Consider the following 14,079-nt stretch of genomic DNA (forward strand, 5'->3'; position numbering starts at 1 on the left):
GTGACAGTGCTGCTGTCAGGGGTGACCTTGCTCTCCCGGGCCTGCCGTTCGCGCCGGCGACGTTCGGCGGCCAGGGACTCCTACATCAGCTCGACGGCCTGGGCCATATTCTCAAGGGTGCTGGCGTAAAGGGTCAGGTCCTTGTCGACCCGCTCCTTCATCAGACCCATGGATTCGCCGATCTCATGGGCGGCCTGCCGGAGAGCCTGGGGCTCCACGGCTTCGGCGCCGCGGGCATGCTGCAGCAAGCTGAGCAGCCCTACGGCGAACAGGCGCGAGTAGTGGAAGTCAGCCCTGTCGATGCCGGCAAGTACCCCGGCGATCGGCTCAGGCGCACCCTGGCCCCGCTGGGCCAGCCACTGTTTCACCTCATCGAGGCTGTGCTCCCCCACCGCCTTCACGGCGGCGGCGTGCTGCGCGCGAATCTGCTGGGCATCGAAGCCCGACGAGGCGCAGAGGGCGGCGAAGAGGGGCTCACTCTGCTGCTGGGGCCGGTAGCCCTTGGCAAAGCCATCAAAAACCTGGGTGAGGCCCACGGCAAACAGGCCGTCGCTGTGAAATCCGCTCTGCCGGCTGAGCAGATGCAACTCGACGAGCAGCTCATCGACCATGCGCCGGTACAGAGGACCGATCACGTAGGGAAAGGCTGCGTGGAAGGCACGCTTGCTGTCAGCAACGGTGAGGCAGGCGCTCACACTCATCCGCTCGAATGAATGGACCTTAGCGCTGCACCCCCCCGAGCCGATCGGGCGGCGGGCGCACCGTCCTCGGTAGGATCAACCGAGTTGCTTTGCCGTTGCCGATGATCCCGATCGTGATTGAGGATTCGGGCCGGGGTGAGCGCGCCTTTGATATCTACTCCAGGCTGCTGCGCGAACGGATCATCTTTCTGGGCGAACCGGTGACCGCAGAATCCGCCAATCGGGTGGTGGCCCAGCTGCTTTTTCTGGAGGCGGAAGATCCTGAGAAAGATATTTTTCTCTACATCAACTCCCCCGGTGGATCCGTCTACGACGGCCTTGGCATCTTCGACACGATGCAGCACATCAAGCCCGACGTGCAGACCGTCTGTGTGGGGCTGGCCGCCAGCATGGGCGCCTTTCTGCTCACGGCAGGAGCCAAGGGCAAGCGCAGCAGCCTGCACCATTCCCGCATCATGATTCACCAGCCCCTGGGTGGGGCCCGAGGGCAGGCCAGCGATATCCGCATTCAGGCGGACGAAATCCTCTACCTCAAGGACAAGCTGAACAGGGAGCTCTCCGATCGCACCGGCCAGCCCCTGGATCGAATCCAGATCGACACCGACCGCGACTTTTTCATGTCGCCGGCCGAAGCTGTGAGTTATGGATTGATCGACAAAGTGATCGAAAAGCGCCCCGTGCGGCCGGTCTGAGCTGAGCCCAGGCGAGTGGCCCCAGCCATGAAAGCTGAGGCCACGATAAAAAATAGAGATAATTACAGGCTTTTAGCGTCTCAGTGAAAAAGGCTTGAACTGAACCCTGGAATGAGAATCATTGGTTGAACTTCACTCTCTGTCGGAGATCTCCAGGCCGTTCTTGCTGCCCTTGAGTTCTTTCCAGAGCATGCGTATCTCGTCGTATGCCTGATCCTGATTGAGCTTGCCATTGCTCTGAAGTCCAACGATCAGCCCGACGCGGTCGGCGAAACGCTCCAGATTCTGGTGAAAGGCCAGCCGCTGCGGACTCCAGTCATCGCCGTGGTAGGCGCTGAACGACTCCATCGGAGAGCGGGTGCTGCTCAAGACCTGAACGCGTAATGATTCAGGCTAAACACTCGATCGAGCTGGGAGGGAGAAGGTTCGGTTAAGAACTCGGCCCCGCCTGTAGCCCCGCCAACAACCCTGTCCCGTCCGCTTGGTCAGGCGGCAGGCAGCAGGGGTGAGAAGCGGTCCTTCTCAGGGATGGTTGTGAACTCGGCCACCACCGCCCGGAACTCATCGCCATCGAGGGTTTCCTTCTCGATCAGCATCTCCACGAGGCGGTCCATGCAATCGCGGTGGTTGGCCACCAGGGCCTGGGTGTCGCGGTAGCAGAGGTCGACGATGCTGCGGATCTGCTCGTCGATCCGGCGGGAGATGGAATCGGAGACATCACTGCGGGTCATCAGATCGCGCCCGAGGAAGACCTCCTGATTGCCGGCCTCCAGCGATACCGGCCCAAGATCGCTCATCCCGAAGCGGGTCACCATCTGGCGGGCCATGCTAGCCACCTGCTGAATGTCACCACCGGCTCCGGTGGTGACCTCGGCGTGGCCAAAGACCACGTCTTCCGCGACCCGTCCGCCGAGGGCTCCCATGATGCGGGCCTTGAGCTGGGCACGGCTCACGAGCATCTGCTCCTCATCCGGGGCGAACCAGGTGAGTCCCTGGGCCTGGCCGCGGGGGACGAGGGTGACCTTCTGGACAGGATCGTGGTCCTTGACCAGGGTGCCCACCAGGGCATGGCCCACTTCGTGGTAAGCGATCAGGCGCTTGCTGCGGCCGTCGGTGAGGGGTTTGCCTTCCATGCCGGCGATCACCCGATCGACAGCGTCATCGATCTCGGCCAGCGTGGTGGCTTCCTTGCGGCGGCGCGCTGTGAGGATGGCCGCCTCGTTGAGAAGATTGGCCAGGTCGGCGCCGGTGAACCCAGGGGTTCGGCGGGCGACGGCCTCGAGGGACACGTCCTCGGCAAGCTTCTTGTTGCGGGAGTGGACCTTGAGAATCGAGAGCCGTCCCTTGATGTCGGGAGCGTCGACGCTCACCTGACGATCGAAACGGCCCGGACGCATCAGCGCCGAATCGAGCACATCTGGCCTGTTGGTGGCGGCGATGATGATGATGCCGCTGTTGCCCTCGAAGCCGTCCATCTCGGTCAGCAGCTGGTTGAGGGTCTGCTCCCGCTCGTCGTTACCGCCGCCGATGCCGGCTCCACGCTGACGTCCCACCGCATCGATCTCATCGATGAAGATCAGGCAGGGGCTGTTTTCCTTGGCCCGCTTGAACAGATCGCGCACGCGGCTGGCGCCGACACCCACGAACATCTCGACGAATTCAGAACCGGAGAGGGAGAAGAAGGGAACACCAGCTTCACCGGCGATGGCCTTGGCCAGCAGGGTCTTGCCGGTGCCGGGAGGTCCCACCAGCAGCACACCCTTGGGAATCTTGGCGCCCACGGACGTGAAGCGTTCGGGCTGCTTCAAGAAGGTGACCACTTCCTCGAGGTCTTCTTTGGCCTCCTCCACGCCGGCCACGTCATCGAACATGACGCCGGTTTCAGCCTCCATGGCGAAACGGGCCTTGGTCTTGCCGAACTGCATGGCCTGGCCAGGTCCACCGGGCATCGACGAAGACCGACGGGCCAGGAAGATCAGCGAGCCGATCAGCAGCAGTGGGAAGAGCAGATTGCCGAGGATCCCCAGAGCCGGTGGGGTCGTGCGGGGAGGGTGGATGTCGAAGCTGATGCCCTGGGCCTTGAGGTTGTTGATCAGCTCGGGGGCAAGCCCTGGCAGATCGACCCGCAGGCGCTGCACACGGTTGTCAAGATCGGGATCCACCGCTTCGATCACGGCACTGCGGCCCCCATCGAAGATGTCGACTGCCGTGACCCGTCCGGCCTCGATGTAGTCGAGGAAACGGCCGTAGCTCATCCGCGCCACCGCCGCATTGCGCGGAGCCACCGTGTCGGTGCGTCCCTCAGGGGTGAACCGGCTGGCGCCGCCGTTCCCCAGCACCTGCCAGCCAAGGAAAAGGGCCACTCCGAGCGGGAGCAGCCAGAGAGCGAACAGACGCCAGCGCTGATTCATGGCTGAGGGGAATTTTTAACAAGTGTAAAGCGCGCAACCCGCGGCCGAGAGTCTCCGGCCGTGGGCCACTGATTTCAGCTTGTCATGGTTGCCCCGAGCCGTGCGCTCTGGTGACAGAGCTTCAGCGGATCGTCAGCCAGGCTGGATCGTCGCTGGCCTCGAGACCATCGGGATCGGGGGGTTCGATCAGCAGCTCGGCGCTTGGGAGAGTTTCCAGCAGTTCAGGCCCCCCCAGGCCATGGGTCCAGATTTCCAGCTCTGCCCCCTTGGGAGCCTGGAAACTGAGCAGCTCAAAGGGGAAAATGACCCTCTCCAGGTAGAACTCGCCAGGCCCGCACGAGCGCAAGATCACCATACGGTCGCTGGAATTGCGATAGCCGCAGGAGAGCAGGGCCAAAGGAGGAGTTTCATCGGGATTCAACCATCAAGCCACCATCCATCCTTGGCTTTGGTCACGGTCAGCACCGTTCGGCTTTCTTAAGGTTTTCTTGATATGTAGGAGGCGGGCGGTCTTGCGTTGCAGGACTCCTGGTCCCGGGTCTCAGAGGCTGCGCAGGGCCACGATCGGATCCAGCCGGGAGGCCCGGCGAGCCGGCACCACCCCGAAGAACAGGCCGATCGAACCCGAGAGGCCCACCGTGAAGAGCACACTGCCGCTGTCGATCGCGGCAGGCAATGGGGTGAAGCGGCTTACCGCCGCCACCGTGCCCAGGCCCACGGCGCTGCCGATCAGGCCGCCGAGGCTGGCCAGCACCAGGGATTCCACCAGGAACTGCAGCAGCACATCGCCGCTGCGGGCCCCCACCGCCTTGCGCAACCCGATCTCCTGGGTGCGCTCACTCACCGACACCAGCATGATGTTCATGATGCCGATGCCGCCCACCAGCAGCGAGACGCCGCCGATCGCGCCCAGCATCAAGGTCAGTCCTCCGGTGATCGTGCCCACGATCGAGAGGGCGTCCTGCTGGGAGCGCACGGCGAAATCGTCTTCTCTGAGGATGCGGTGGCGCTGGCGCAGCAGGTTGGTGATCTGGAACTTGGCAGCACTGGTGCTGGCCTCGTCGCGGGCCTCAGCGCTGATGAAGGTGAGCACCACCCCGTAGGTGGGGTCACGGCCGCTCAGCTTGCTCACCATCGTCGAGAGCGGGATGTAGGCGGCTTCGTCCTGGTTGGTGCCGAAGGCGGCGCCCTTGGCAGCCGTCACGCCGATCACCTCGAAGGACTGATCGCGGATGCGCAGGGACTGGCCGATGGCTGAGCCCGAGGGGAGCAGCTTCTGCTTGAGATCCGGGCCGATCACGGCCACGTTGCGGGCCCCCTTGATGTCGTCGTCGCTGAAGAAGCGCCCCTGGGCGATCTCAAAGCGCCGCACCGGCAGAAACTCCGGCGTGATGCCCGATACCGAGGCGTTGGAGCTGTTCCCGCCCGACTGAACCACCTCGTTGATCGTGATCTGGGGGGCGACCCGGCGCACACTCGGCACCTGCTCGGCGATCGCCTCGGCGTCCTCCAGTACCAGGGTCCGTGGATTTTCGATCCCCTGGCGGCGGGTGTCGTTGTTGCCGGGCACCACGAAGAGCACGTTGGCCCCAAGGGTGTTGAGCTGGCCTTCCGCCAGGTTCTGGGCCCCCTTGCCTACCCCCACCAGGGTGATCACCGAGGCATTGCCGATCACGATCCCCAGCATGGTCAGCAGGCTGCGCAGCCGGTTGGCCTTGAGGGTGTTGAGAGCCATCCCGACGGTTTCCGCCAGGGGCAGTTTCGAGGCCATGGCCGCCAGCAGCGTTCAGTGCCGCATCATGGCCAGCGGCTGCCGCCGCCGGCGCTTCACTCAGAGGATGGTTTCGCTGCGATCGGCCTGGGTGTGGTTGCGGGCGCCGCGGTGCACCACCCCCTCACGCACTTCCAGGGTCACGAATTCACCCAGGCGCAGATCCGAAGTGGCGTTGGCCACACCCACGATCACAGGCACCCCCAGCCGCTGGGCAATCACGGCGGCATGGCTGTCGCAGCCGTGCTCCTCGGCGATCACCCCTCGGGCCTTGCGGATGGCATCGAGGTAACCGGCATTGGTATCGCGCACCACCAGGATCTCGCCGCTCTCCAGCCGCGCCGCCTCCTCGGCGGTGGTGGCCACCCGCACCCGGCCGCTGACCGAGCCGTTGCCGATGCCCAGGCCCCGGCCCAGCACGGCGGAGACAATGCCCACCTTGACCAGATCGGTGGAGCCGCTCACTCCCGAGAGGGTCCCGGCGGTCTGAACGACCAGATCGCCCTCCTTGAGCAGTCCCCTCTCCTGGGCCACGCCCATGGCCAGGGTGAAGGTGCTGGTGGTGGAGGCCTGATGGCCGATCAGCAGGGGGTTCACCCCCCAGACCAGCTGCAACTGGCGGGCCACCTTCACCTCGCTGGTGATGGCCAGGATCGTGGTGGAGGGGCGGAACTTGCTGACGTTGCGCGCCGTGGCCCCGCTCTTGGTGAGGGGAAGGATCGCCGCAGCCTGAAGCTGACGGGCAATCGTGCTCACCGCCTGGCTGATGGCGTTGGGGATGGTGGAGGCCATGTGGCTGTCCACGACCCGGCGGGGGTAGTCGCGCTCGATGCGGCGGGCGATGCGAGCCATCGTTTCGACCGCCTCCACCGGGTAGTCACCCACGGCGGTTTCGTTGGAGAGCATCACCGCGTCGGTGCCATCGAGGATGGCGTTGGCCACATCGCTCACCTCGGCCCGGGTGGGGCGCGGGCAGCTGGCCATGCTGTCGAGCATCTGGGTGGCCGTGATGATCGGGATGCCCAGGGTGTTGGCCTTGCGGATCAGCTCCTTCTGCAGCAGCGGTACCTCTTCGGCCGGCATCTCCACCCCCAGGTCGCCCCGGGCCACCATCACGCCATCACAGAGGGGAAGGATGGCGTCGATCTGATCGATTGCCTCGAACTTCTCGATCTTGGCGATCACCGGGGTGCTGTACCCCTGGCTGCTGATCAGCTCGCGGATCTCCTGCATGTCGGAGGGGTTGCGCACAAAGCTCAGGGCCACCCAGTCGACCTCCTGCTGGAGACCAAAGCTGAGGTCCTCCCGGTCCTTGGTGGTGAGCGCACGGATCGAGAGCTGCACGTCGGGGAAGTTCACCCCCTTGTTGTTGGAGAGCACCCCACCCACGACCACGGTGCAGTGCAGGGTCTGCTCGGGGATGTCCACCGACTTGACCACCATCTCGACCCGGCCGTCGTCGAGAAGAATGCGGCTGCCGGCGGTCACCTCATCGGCCAGACGGTCGTAGGTGATCGTGGCGATCGACTGGTTGCAGCTCACCGGCCGGGAGGTGAGGGCGAAGGGGTCGCCGTTGGCGAGGGTGATCGGACCGCCCTCGAAGCGGCCGAGGCGGATCTTCGGACCCTGGAGATCCTGAAGGATGCCCACATGGATCCCCAGCTCGTGGGCCACCTGACGGATCGTGGCGATCCGGGCGGCATGTTCGGAGTGGTCCCCGTGGGAAAAATTGAGACGGAACGTGGTAGCCCCTGCCTGGATCAGGTCCCGCAGTCGCTGGGGGGACTCCGTGGCTGGACCGATCGTTGCCACGATTTTGGTGCGACGCGACAGATCGGGCTGCGCCATCGGGAAAGCCGAAGGTTCAGGCGGAAACTACCATCCGGTCCCGCCCCTGTCCTGCCGCCGTTGGTGCTGAACCCATGGATCTGAACGACTACCAGCACCAGGCCCGCACCACGGCCCGCTACCCGGACGTGGGTGCCAATCCCATCTATCCGACCCTCGGACTCTGTGGTGAAGCCGGTGAGGTGGCCGACAAGGTCAAGAAGGTGCTGCGCGACCGCGGCGGGGTGTTCGAGCCACAGCTGGTGGAGGATCTGGCCCTCGAACTCGGCGACGTGCTCTGGTACGTCTCGCAGCTGGCCAGTGAACTGGGGCTGAAGCTCGACGACGTTGCCCAGGCCAATCTGGCCAAACTGGCGGGACGGGCACGGCGACAGACGCTCGGGGGCAGCGGCGATCACCGCTAGGGGTGCTGCTGCTGCTGTTGAGACCCGCACGCGGCTCGCCAGACTCGGTCCAGAAGAGCCCACCCGAGCCAGCCCTCAGCAGCCCGAACCACCCGGAGAATCGTTTGAAGCCCAGATCCCCGTTCACCCAGGTTGCTCCCCCCTCGGGGGCCCTGCCTAAAGGCCTGGCCCTGCTGCTGGCCCTGCTGTTGCTGCTGGCCCCCGCAGCACCGGTCTGGGCCCTGGATCTGGCCGTGACCGACATCACTGTGGAGCCCTGCCCGGCGGCTGATCCGGGCTCCCAGCCGGAGCTGAAGCGCCCGAGCGGGGCCAGTTGCTACGCCCTGCGCGGCACGGTGTCCAATCCCCGCTCCCAGCCGGTGATCGACACGGATCTGTTCGCTGTGATCAGTGACCGCAGCGGAGAGCCGGTGCTGCAGAACCGCACCCGGGTGGGCTCGATCGGTGACGTGCCCCCTGGAGAGTCGAGCTTTGCCCTGCGCCTGGCGGTGCCGGCCGGCACGCCTGGGCCCCTGCGGGTCAGCCATGCCAAGGCCAGGGGGTTCAACGCCCCGGTGCGGGTGCGGGCCGGGATCGACGACGAGCTGCTGCCGCTGGAGCAAGCCCTGCTCGATCCCCTCTGAGCGGCCTCAGATCAGCCCTTCAATATCCGAAGCCTCCCATCAGGGATCCGCTGAGGTTGCCCAGCAGCCCCTGAACCAGGCTGAGGGTGATGAAGGCGATGATCGCCGAGAGGTCAAGACCACCCAGGGGGGGAATCAGACCGCGAAAGGCATTGAGGTAGGGATCGGTGATCGAGCTCACCGTGCTCAGGACAGGGTTGCTCCAGTCGAGGTTGGGGAACCAGCTCAGCAGCACCCGCACCAGCAGCACCAGGCTGTAGATGCTGAGGGTCTGTGCCAGCACAGCCAGGATCTGGCTCAGGATCGTCATGGGCAAAGACTGAAGCAACTCAACTCTGACTCTATGCAGCTGTGTTGCCCTTCGCCCTGGCAGCTGAGGCGGGGGCAGCCTCCGTCACCTGGGTGACGGCGAAGGTTCGGTGGAACTTGTCGCTGAGGCTGATCCAGAAGGAGCGGCCGTCGCTCTGGCGGCGCCGCTCGATGAAGTCCTGGGCCAGCAGTTCCTTGATGTGGTCGTAGGCGCCCGATCCGCGCAGCTCCACCAGATCCGACTGCAGGATCCGCCGCTTGAGGGCCACGGTGGCCAGGGTGCGCAGGGTGGCGGTGGAGAGGTCCACCGGCAGCAGGGTCTGCACCAGATCGGCGTGGCTGTCGCGCAGCTGCAGGCTGAAGCGCTGCCCGTCCTGGCGGATTTCCAGGGCCGTGTCCCGGTGGGCGTAATCGGCCATCAGGGTGATCAGGGCCAGCTCCACGGCGTCGCTCTCGATCGGCTCACTCAGGCCGATCGAGGCGATCTCGGCCAGCTCTCCCAGGCTGAGGGGGCGGCCCTTGAGGTAAAGGATGGCCTCAAGCCGGGCCGGCAAAGATAAAGAAGCGCTGGACATGCTCGCAGCCGGCCCATCGTTGGTCGCACCGTACCGCAGCTGATCGGGGCAGGCTCAGGCCAGCGCCGGCACAGGCTGGCTGGCCGGGCCGAGGAACAGCCGGTAGGCCGGGTTCTGGGTCTCGTCCCAGTGGCGGTAGCCGAGGCCTGAGAGAAAGAGCTCCCAGGCGCCGGAATCCTGCTCCTCCACCTGCACCCCCACCACGATGCGGCCGACGTCGGCCCCCTGGTTGCGGTAGTGAAAGATGCTGATCGACCAGTTGGGGTGCAGGGCGTTGACGAAGGCCATCAGCGCGCCCGGCCGCTCGGGGAACTCGAAGCGGTAGAGCAGTTCCCGCGGCGTCGCCGCACCGGCGTGGCAGGCCGCTTCGGGCAGGCGTCCACCCACCATGTGGCGCAGGTGCAGCTTGGCCAGCTCGTTGCTGGTGAGGTCGAGGCAGGGGAAGCCGCCGGCGCCCAGCTGGCTGATCAGCGCTTCGGTGTCTTGGTGCCCGTCGATCTGCACCCCCAGGAAAATGTGGGCCAGGCGGTGGTCCGCCATCCGGTAGCTGAATTCGGTCAGGCTGCGAGAGCCCAGCAGCTCGCAGAGCTGGCGCAGGCTGCCCGGGCGCTCGGGGATCTCCACCGCCAGCATCGCTTCGCGCTCCTCCCCCAGCTCGGCCCGCTCGGCCACGAAGCGCAGGCGATCGAAATTCATGTTGGCGCCGCAGGCCACGGCCACCAGGGTGCGCTGTTTCAGCCCTCGGCGCTGCACGTCGGCCTTCATGCCGGCCACCGCCAGAGCACCGGCCGGCTCGAGGATCGAGCGGGTGTCCTCGAAGACGTCCTTGATCGCTGCGCAGATTTCATCGGTGTCCACGGTGACCATGGCATCCACGTAGCGCTGGGCCAGGGCGAAGGTGTGCACGCCCACCTCGTGCACAGCCACCCCATCGGCGAACAGACCCACCTGCTCGAGGCTCACCCGCCGACCTGCCGCCAGGGAGCGGGTCATGGCATCGGCATCCACCGGCTCGACACCGATCACCTCCACCTGGGGCCAGACGTTCTTGATGAAGGCTGCGATGCCGGCGATCAGCCCACCGCCACCCACCGCCACATAGATGGCATCGGGGGGAGCCGAGCACTGGCGCAGGATCTCGAGGCCCACGGTGCCCTGGCCGGCGATCACCTCCGGATCGTCGAAAGGATGGATGAAGGTGAGGCCCCGCTCCTGTTCCAGCACCCTTGCCTGCTGGCAGGCCTCGTCGTAGGTGTCTCCGTGCAGGATCACCTCGGCACCGCGGGCGGCCACGGCCCGCACCTTCATCGCGGGTGTGGTGAGCGGCATCACGATCACCGCGTGGCAGCCCAGCCTCTCGGCCGCCAGGGCCACCCCCTGGGCGTGGTTGCCGGCGCTGGCGGCGATCACCCCACGCTTCAGTTCAGCCGGCGTTAGCTGGGCCATGCGGTTGTAGGCCCCGCGCAGCTTGAAGGAGAACACCGGCTGGAGGTCTTCGCGCTTGAGCAGCACGGTGTTGCCGAGCCGCCGCGACAGGTTGGGGGCCTCTTCGAGCGGCGACTCGATCGCCACGTCGTAGACCCGCGCCCGCAGGATGCGCTGCAGTGTGTCGTCCATGGCTCCAGTGTGCCGGGCAGGCGAGCGGCCGGCTTCAGGAAAGGTGACCGTTGACCCCATTCCCCCGAAGGCAGGACCTAGATTGAATTCTCAGAACTGATCAGGGTATGCATCTCAGCGAGCTGAGCCATCCCAACCAGCTGCATGGCCTCAGCATCGGCGAGCTTGAAGCCATAGCTCGTCAGATTCGTGAGAAGCATCTGGAGGTGGTGTCCACCAGCGGAGGTCACCTCGGCCCTGGGTTGGGCGTGGTGGAACTCACCCTGGCCCTCTACCAGACCCTCGACCTGGAGACGGACCGAGTGGTCTGGGATGTGGGCCACCAGGCCTACCCCCACAAGTTGATCACGGGGCGTTACCACCAGTTCCACACCCTGCGTCAGCAGGGTGGGGTGGCCGGTTACCTCAAGCGGAGCGAGTGCCGCTTCGACCACTTCGGGGCGGGTCACGCCTCCACCAGCATTTCGGCGGCCCTGGGCATGGCCCTGGCCCGCGACCGTCGCGGCGAGGAGTTCAAGTGCGTGGCGGTGATCGGCGATGGCGCCCTCACCGGTGGCATGGCGCTCGACGCGATCAACCTCTCCGTGCACCTGCCCCTGACCCCGTTGCTGGTGTTGCTGTCCGACAACGACATGTCGATCTCACCGCCGGTGGGAGCTCTCTCCACCTATCTCAATCGCATGCTGCTGAGCCCGCCTCTGCAGTTCCTCTCCGGCAGTGCCGAGGATGCCTTCAAGCACCTGCCCTTCATGCACGGGGAGCTGCCGCCCGAGCTGGAGCGGCTCAAGGAGAGCATGCGCCGGCTGGCCGTGCCCAAGGTGGGGGCCGTCTTCGAGGAGCTGGGCTTCACCTACATGGGTCCGATCGACGGCCACGACATCGCTGAAATGGTGCGCACGTTCAGCGCCGCCCACCGCTGCGAAGGTCCGGTGCTGGTGCATGTGGCCACCACCAAGGGCAAGGGCTATCCCTACGCCGAGGCCGATCAGGTGGCTTACCACGCCCAGTCGGCCTTCGACCTCAAGACCGGCAAGGCCTTCCCCTCCAGCAAGCCGAAACCCCCCAGCTACAGCAAGGTATTCGGTCAGACTCTGGTCCGAATCTGCGAACACGACCCCACCGTGGTGGGAATCACGGCGGCCATGGCCACCGGCACCGGCCTCGATCTGCTCGAGAAGGCCCTGCCCAAGCAGTACTTCGATGTAGGCATCGCCGAGCAGCACGCCGTCACCATGGCCGCGGGCATGGCCACGGCTGGTCTCAAGCCGGTGGTGGCGATCTACAGCACCTTCCTGCAACGCGCCTTCGACCAGCTGATCCACGACGTGGGCATCCAGAAGCTGCCGGTCACCTTCGTGCTCGACCGTGCCGGGATCGTGGGCGCTGATGGTCCCACCCACCAGGGCCAGTACGACATCAGCTATCTGCGGGCCGTGCCCAATTTCACGGTGATGGCGCCCAAGGACGAGGCAGAGCTCCAGCGGATGCTGGTCACCTCGATCGGCCACAACGGGCCCTGCGCCATCCGCTTCCCCCGCGGGGAAGGCGAAGGGGTGCCCTTGATGGAGGAGGGTTGGGAGCCTCTGGAGATCGGCCACGGCGAGCAGCTGGCCGATGGCGATGATCTGCTGATCGTGGCCTATGGAGCCATGGTGGCGCCGGCCATGGCCACAGCCGGCCTGCTGCAGGAGCAGGGCATCAGGGCCGCGGTGGTGAATGCCCGCTTCCTGCGCCCCCTTGATGAAAGCCTGATCCTGCCCCTGGCCCGCCGCATCGGCCGGGTGGTGACGATGGAGGAAGGCGCTCTGCCCGGCGGGTTCGGCGCGGCGGTGGGGGGATCGCTCAACGACCACGAGGTGATGGTGCCCGTGTTCCGCATCGGCATCCCCGAACAGCTGGTGGACCACGCCAGCCCGGATGAAAGCAAGAAAGCTCTCGGGCTTACTCCGCCCCAGATGGCCGACCGCATCCTGCAGCGCTTTGCCCTGCTGGGGATCCAACGCCAGCCTCTGGCGGTCTGATCCTCGGCACAGGCCGAAGCAGGCGCTCAGAGGCTCAGCAGAAAAGGCGGGTGTGCAGCCCGCCTTTTGTTGATGCCTCGTTCCTGGTCGATGGTCGGCTCAGGCCTGTGAATGTCAGGCCTGAGCCTCAGGCTTGGCTTCAGAGCACGCCGCGGGAGGCCAGACCCTGGATGGCGCCGATGCCGAAGATGTGACCCAGGCTGGTGGTGGCCAGCAGGGAAGCATGGCTCAGGCCACCGAAGAACTGGGAGTTGGGCAGCTGGGCACCCTCGGAGGGGTACTTGATGGTGGCCTTGCCGATGCCAATGGCGATCACGTTGCACACGATCATCACCAAAGCCACCTTCGGCGACCAGGTCAGCGAGGCGGGCGCCATGGCGAGAAGAGGAGCGATCATGGTCGATCAAAAACTGACGCCCCATCCTGCCGGTGAACAGCTGGCTGTTCACCGGCGCTTAAGACTTGTTCACTGCTCTGGCCGGGTGGGCTCTGGCCGCTGGTGCTGAAGCCCCAGAGCACCAGCAGGTTGGCCACGGTCAGGAAGGACTCCGCTCCCCCATGCAGGGGGTCCACATCGGCCAGTTTCCGGCCGAAACGCTGCTCTGCCAGCACTGAGGCGACGATGGTGACCGCCACGAACACCAGGGTGAACTGGAAACCCCGCAGGGCCAGGGGCGGGAAACGCTTGCTGGCTGAGGCCCAGCGCAGGAAGGCCAGATAGGGCAGCAGCGACAGCACGAACAGGGGGCCGGGATCAACAGCCGCCAGGGCTCCAAGGCCAACGACCGTCATGACCGGCTCCCTTTTGGCAGGAGCGTCCAGGCTGCCGCCGCCAGGGCCACGTTGCCGAGCAAGGTGGTGCCGGCCTGGAACACCACCAGACCCTGAAGGTCCAGGGCATTGTCGAACAAATGCCAGGTGCAGGCCGCCATGGCGCTCACCAGGGCCGGCAGCATGGCCAGGGCGAGCCAGCGCCACTCGGTTTCGCCGCGGCGCTCACCCCAGTGGATCACGGCCGCCATGGCCAGGATCCACTCCAGGACCGAGGCCACATGGATCCACCAGGTGGGCAGTGAAAGGGCATGCATGGCGCCCGGCACCCACGTG

General features: G+C 65.7%; 16 protein-coding genes. 4 read left to right on the top strand and 12 right to left on the bottom strand.

Annotation, left to right across the window (positions count from 1 at the left end):
• Nucleotides 1-80: 80 nt before the first annotated feature.
• Nucleotides 81-701: a photosystem II biogenesis protein Psp29 gene (gene psb29, locus KBY78_RS02750; protein WP_315856631.1), complete on the bottom strand. Its 621-nt coding sequence runs from the start codon at nt 699-701 to the stop codon at nt 81-83.
• A 101-nt stretch (nt 702-802) separates the two neighbouring features.
• Between psb29 and clpP the strand changes: the two genes are divergently transcribed.
• On the top strand, nt 803-1,393 hold the full coding sequence (gene clpP, locus KBY78_RS02755) for an ATP-dependent Clp endopeptidase proteolytic subunit ClpP (RefSeq protein ID WP_006171539.1): 591 nt from the start codon (nt 803-805) through the stop codon (nt 1,391-1,393).
• A gap of 132 nt (nt 1,394-1,525) precedes the next feature.
• Here the strand turns inward: clpP and KBY78_RS02760 are convergent, their stop codons facing one another.
• From KBY78_RS02760 to pyk, 5 genes are all read right to left on the bottom strand, one after another.
• A complete protein-coding gene (locus KBY78_RS02760) occupies nt 1,526-1,762 on the bottom strand; it encodes a hypothetical protein (protein ID WP_006171537.1) in 237 nt (78 codons plus the stop codon).
• Between the two features lie 116 nt (nt 1,763-1,878).
• On the bottom strand, nt 1,879-3,804 hold the full coding sequence (ftsH, locus tag KBY78_RS02765) for an ATP-dependent zinc metalloprotease FtsH (protein ID WP_255142232.1): 1,926 nt from the start codon (nt 3,802-3,804) through the stop codon (nt 1,879-1,881).
• 121 nt (nt 3,805-3,925) lie between these two features.
• The gene (locus KBY78_RS02770) at nt 3,926-4,201 is read right to left on the bottom strand and encodes a DUF1830 domain-containing protein (RefSeq protein WP_255142233.1); all 276 of its coding nucleotides are present in this window, start codon (nt 4,199-4,201) and stop codon (nt 3,926-3,928) included.
• Nucleotides 4,202-4,345: 144 nt separating this feature from the next.
• Nucleotides 4,346-5,575, bottom strand: a complete 1,230-nt coding sequence (locus KBY78_RS02775; RefSeq protein ID WP_255142234.1) for an ABC transporter permease — start codon at nt 5,573-5,575, stop codon at nt 4,346-4,348.
• 60 nt (nt 5,576-5,635) lie between these two features.
• Complete coding sequence (pyk, locus tag KBY78_RS02780; protein WP_006171530.1) at nt 5,636-7,423, bottom strand: pyruvate kinase; 1,788 nt, start codon at nt 7,421-7,423, stop codon at nt 5,636-5,638.
• A 74-nt stretch (nt 7,424-7,497) separates the two neighbouring features.
• Between pyk and KBY78_RS02785 the strand changes: the two genes are divergently transcribed.
• Together KBY78_RS02785 and KBY78_RS02790 are read left to right on the top strand one after the other, a co-directional pair.
• Nucleotides 7,498-7,827, top strand: a complete 330-nt coding sequence (locus tag KBY78_RS02785) for a nucleoside triphosphate pyrophosphohydrolase family protein (RefSeq protein WP_006171528.1) — start codon at nt 7,498-7,500, stop codon at nt 7,825-7,827.
• Nucleotides 7,828-7,979: 152 nt separating this feature from the next.
• Nucleotides 7,980-8,450 (top strand): hypothetical protein, encoded by a 471-nt coding sequence (locus tag KBY78_RS02790; protein WP_399215203.1) that lies wholly within the window; start codon nt 7,980-7,982, stop codon nt 8,448-8,450.
• A gap of 19 nt (nt 8,451-8,469) precedes the next feature.
• Here KBY78_RS02790 and KBY78_RS02795 read toward each other — a convergent pair whose 3' ends face one another.
• Genes KBY78_RS02795 through ilvA form a run of 3 tightly spaced genes read right to left on the bottom strand, consistent with a single transcriptional unit; the run spans nt 8,470 to nt 10,951 of the window.
• Nucleotides 8,470-8,760, bottom strand: a complete 291-nt coding sequence (locus tag KBY78_RS02795; RefSeq protein WP_006171526.1) for a YggT family protein — start codon at nt 8,758-8,760, stop codon at nt 8,470-8,472.
• Nucleotides 8,761-8,791: 31 nt separating this feature from the next.
• Nucleotides 8,792-9,334 carry an SMC-Scp complex subunit ScpB gene (gene scpB, locus KBY78_RS02800; protein ID WP_255142237.1) on the bottom strand — a complete coding sequence of 181 codons (543 nt, stop codon included), beginning with the start codon at nt 9,332-9,334 and terminating at the stop codon, nt 8,792-8,794.
• A gap of 54 nt (nt 9,335-9,388) precedes the next feature.
• Complete coding sequence (ilvA, locus tag KBY78_RS02805; RefSeq protein ID WP_255142239.1) at nt 9,389-10,951, bottom strand: threonine ammonia-lyase, biosynthetic; 1,563 nt, start codon at nt 10,949-10,951, stop codon at nt 9,389-9,391.
• 107 nt (nt 10,952-11,058) lie between these two features.
• On the opposite strand from ilvA, the gene dxs reads away from it, so the two are divergent.
• Nucleotides 11,059-12,972: a 1-deoxy-D-xylulose-5-phosphate synthase gene (gene dxs, locus KBY78_RS02810; RefSeq protein ID WP_255142240.1), complete on the top strand. Its 1,914-nt coding sequence runs from the start codon at nt 11,059-11,061 to the stop codon at nt 12,970-12,972.
• A gap of 139 nt (nt 12,973-13,111) precedes the next feature.
• Here the strand turns inward: dxs and psaK are convergent, their stop codons facing one another.
• The 3 genes from psaK to KBY78_RS02825 are packed head-to-tail and all read right to left on the bottom strand — an operon-like array spanning nt 13,112 to nt 14,060.
• Nucleotides 13,112-13,369 (bottom strand): photosystem I reaction center subunit PsaK, encoded by a 258-nt coding sequence (gene psaK / locus KBY78_RS02815; protein WP_006171522.1) that lies wholly within the window; start codon nt 13,367-13,369, stop codon nt 13,112-13,114.
• Entirely contained in the window at nt 13,366-13,764 is a 399-nt protein-coding gene (locus KBY78_RS02820) for a DUF3593 domain-containing protein (protein WP_255142242.1), read from the bottom strand. Before KBY78_RS02820 ends, psaK begins: the two co-directional genes overlap by 4 nt.
• Complete coding sequence (locus tag KBY78_RS02825; RefSeq protein ID WP_006171520.1) at nt 13,761-14,060, bottom strand: DUF2499 domain-containing protein; 300 nt, start codon at nt 14,058-14,060, stop codon at nt 13,761-13,763. Before KBY78_RS02825 ends, KBY78_RS02820 begins: the two co-directional genes overlap by 4 nt.
• Nucleotides 14,061-14,079 lie beyond the last annotated feature (19 nt).

The organism is Synechococcus sp. EJ6-Ellesmere (assembly GCF_024345875.1).
GTDB classification, from domain to species: domain Bacteria; phylum Cyanobacteriota; class Cyanobacteriia; order PCC-6307; family Cyanobiaceae; genus Regnicoccus_A; species Regnicoccus_A antarcticus.

Bases quoted from the DNA above. Each gene is read 5' to 3' on its own strand.
- KBY78_RS02825 (WP_006171520.1), bottom strand. From the start codon at position 14,060: ATGCATGCCCTTTCACTGCCCACCTGGTGGATCCATGTGGCCTCGGTC.
- KBY78_RS02775 (WP_255142234.1), bottom strand. From the start codon at position 5,575: ATGGCCTCGAAACTGCCCCTGGCGGAAACCGTCGGGATGGCTCTCAAC.
- pyk (WP_006171530.1), bottom strand. From the start codon at position 7,423: ATGGCGCAGCCCGATCTGTCGCGTCGCACCAAAATCGTGGCAACGATC.
- psaK (WP_006171522.1), bottom strand. From the start codon at position 13,369: ATGATCGCTCCTCTTCTCGCCATGGCGCCCGCCTCGCTGACCTGGTCG.
- ilvA (WP_255142239.1), bottom strand. From the start codon at position 10,951: ATGGACGACACACTGCAGCGCATCCTGCGGGCGCGGGTCTACGACGTG.
- scpB (WP_255142237.1), bottom strand. From the start codon at position 9,334: ATGTCCAGCGCTTCTTTATCTTTGCCGGCCCGGCTTGAGGCCATCCTT.
- KBY78_RS02795 (WP_006171526.1), bottom strand. From the start codon at position 8,760: ATGACGATCCTGAGCCAGATCCTGGCTGTGCTGGCACAGACCCTCAGC.
- clpP (WP_006171539.1), top strand. From the start codon at position 803: ATGATCCCGATCGTGATTGAGGATTCGGGCCGGGGTGAGCGCGCCTTT.
- dxs (WP_255142240.1), top strand. From the start codon at position 11,059: ATGCATCTCAGCGAGCTGAGCCATCCCAACCAGCTGCATGGCCTCAGC.
- ftsH (WP_255142232.1), bottom strand. From the start codon at position 3,804: ATGAATCAGCGCTGGCGTCTGTTCGCTCTCTGGCTGCTCCCGCTCGGA.
- psb29 (WP_315856631.1), bottom strand. From the start codon at position 701: ATGAGTGTGAGCGCCTGCCTCACCGTTGCTGACAGCAAGCGTGCCTTC.
- KBY78_RS02785 (WP_006171528.1), top strand. From the start codon at position 7,498: ATGGATCTGAACGACTACCAGCACCAGGCCCGCACCACGGCCCGCTAC.
- KBY78_RS02820 (WP_255142242.1), bottom strand. From the start codon at position 13,764: ATGACGGTCGTTGGCCTTGGAGCCCTGGCGGCTGTTGATCCCGGCCCC.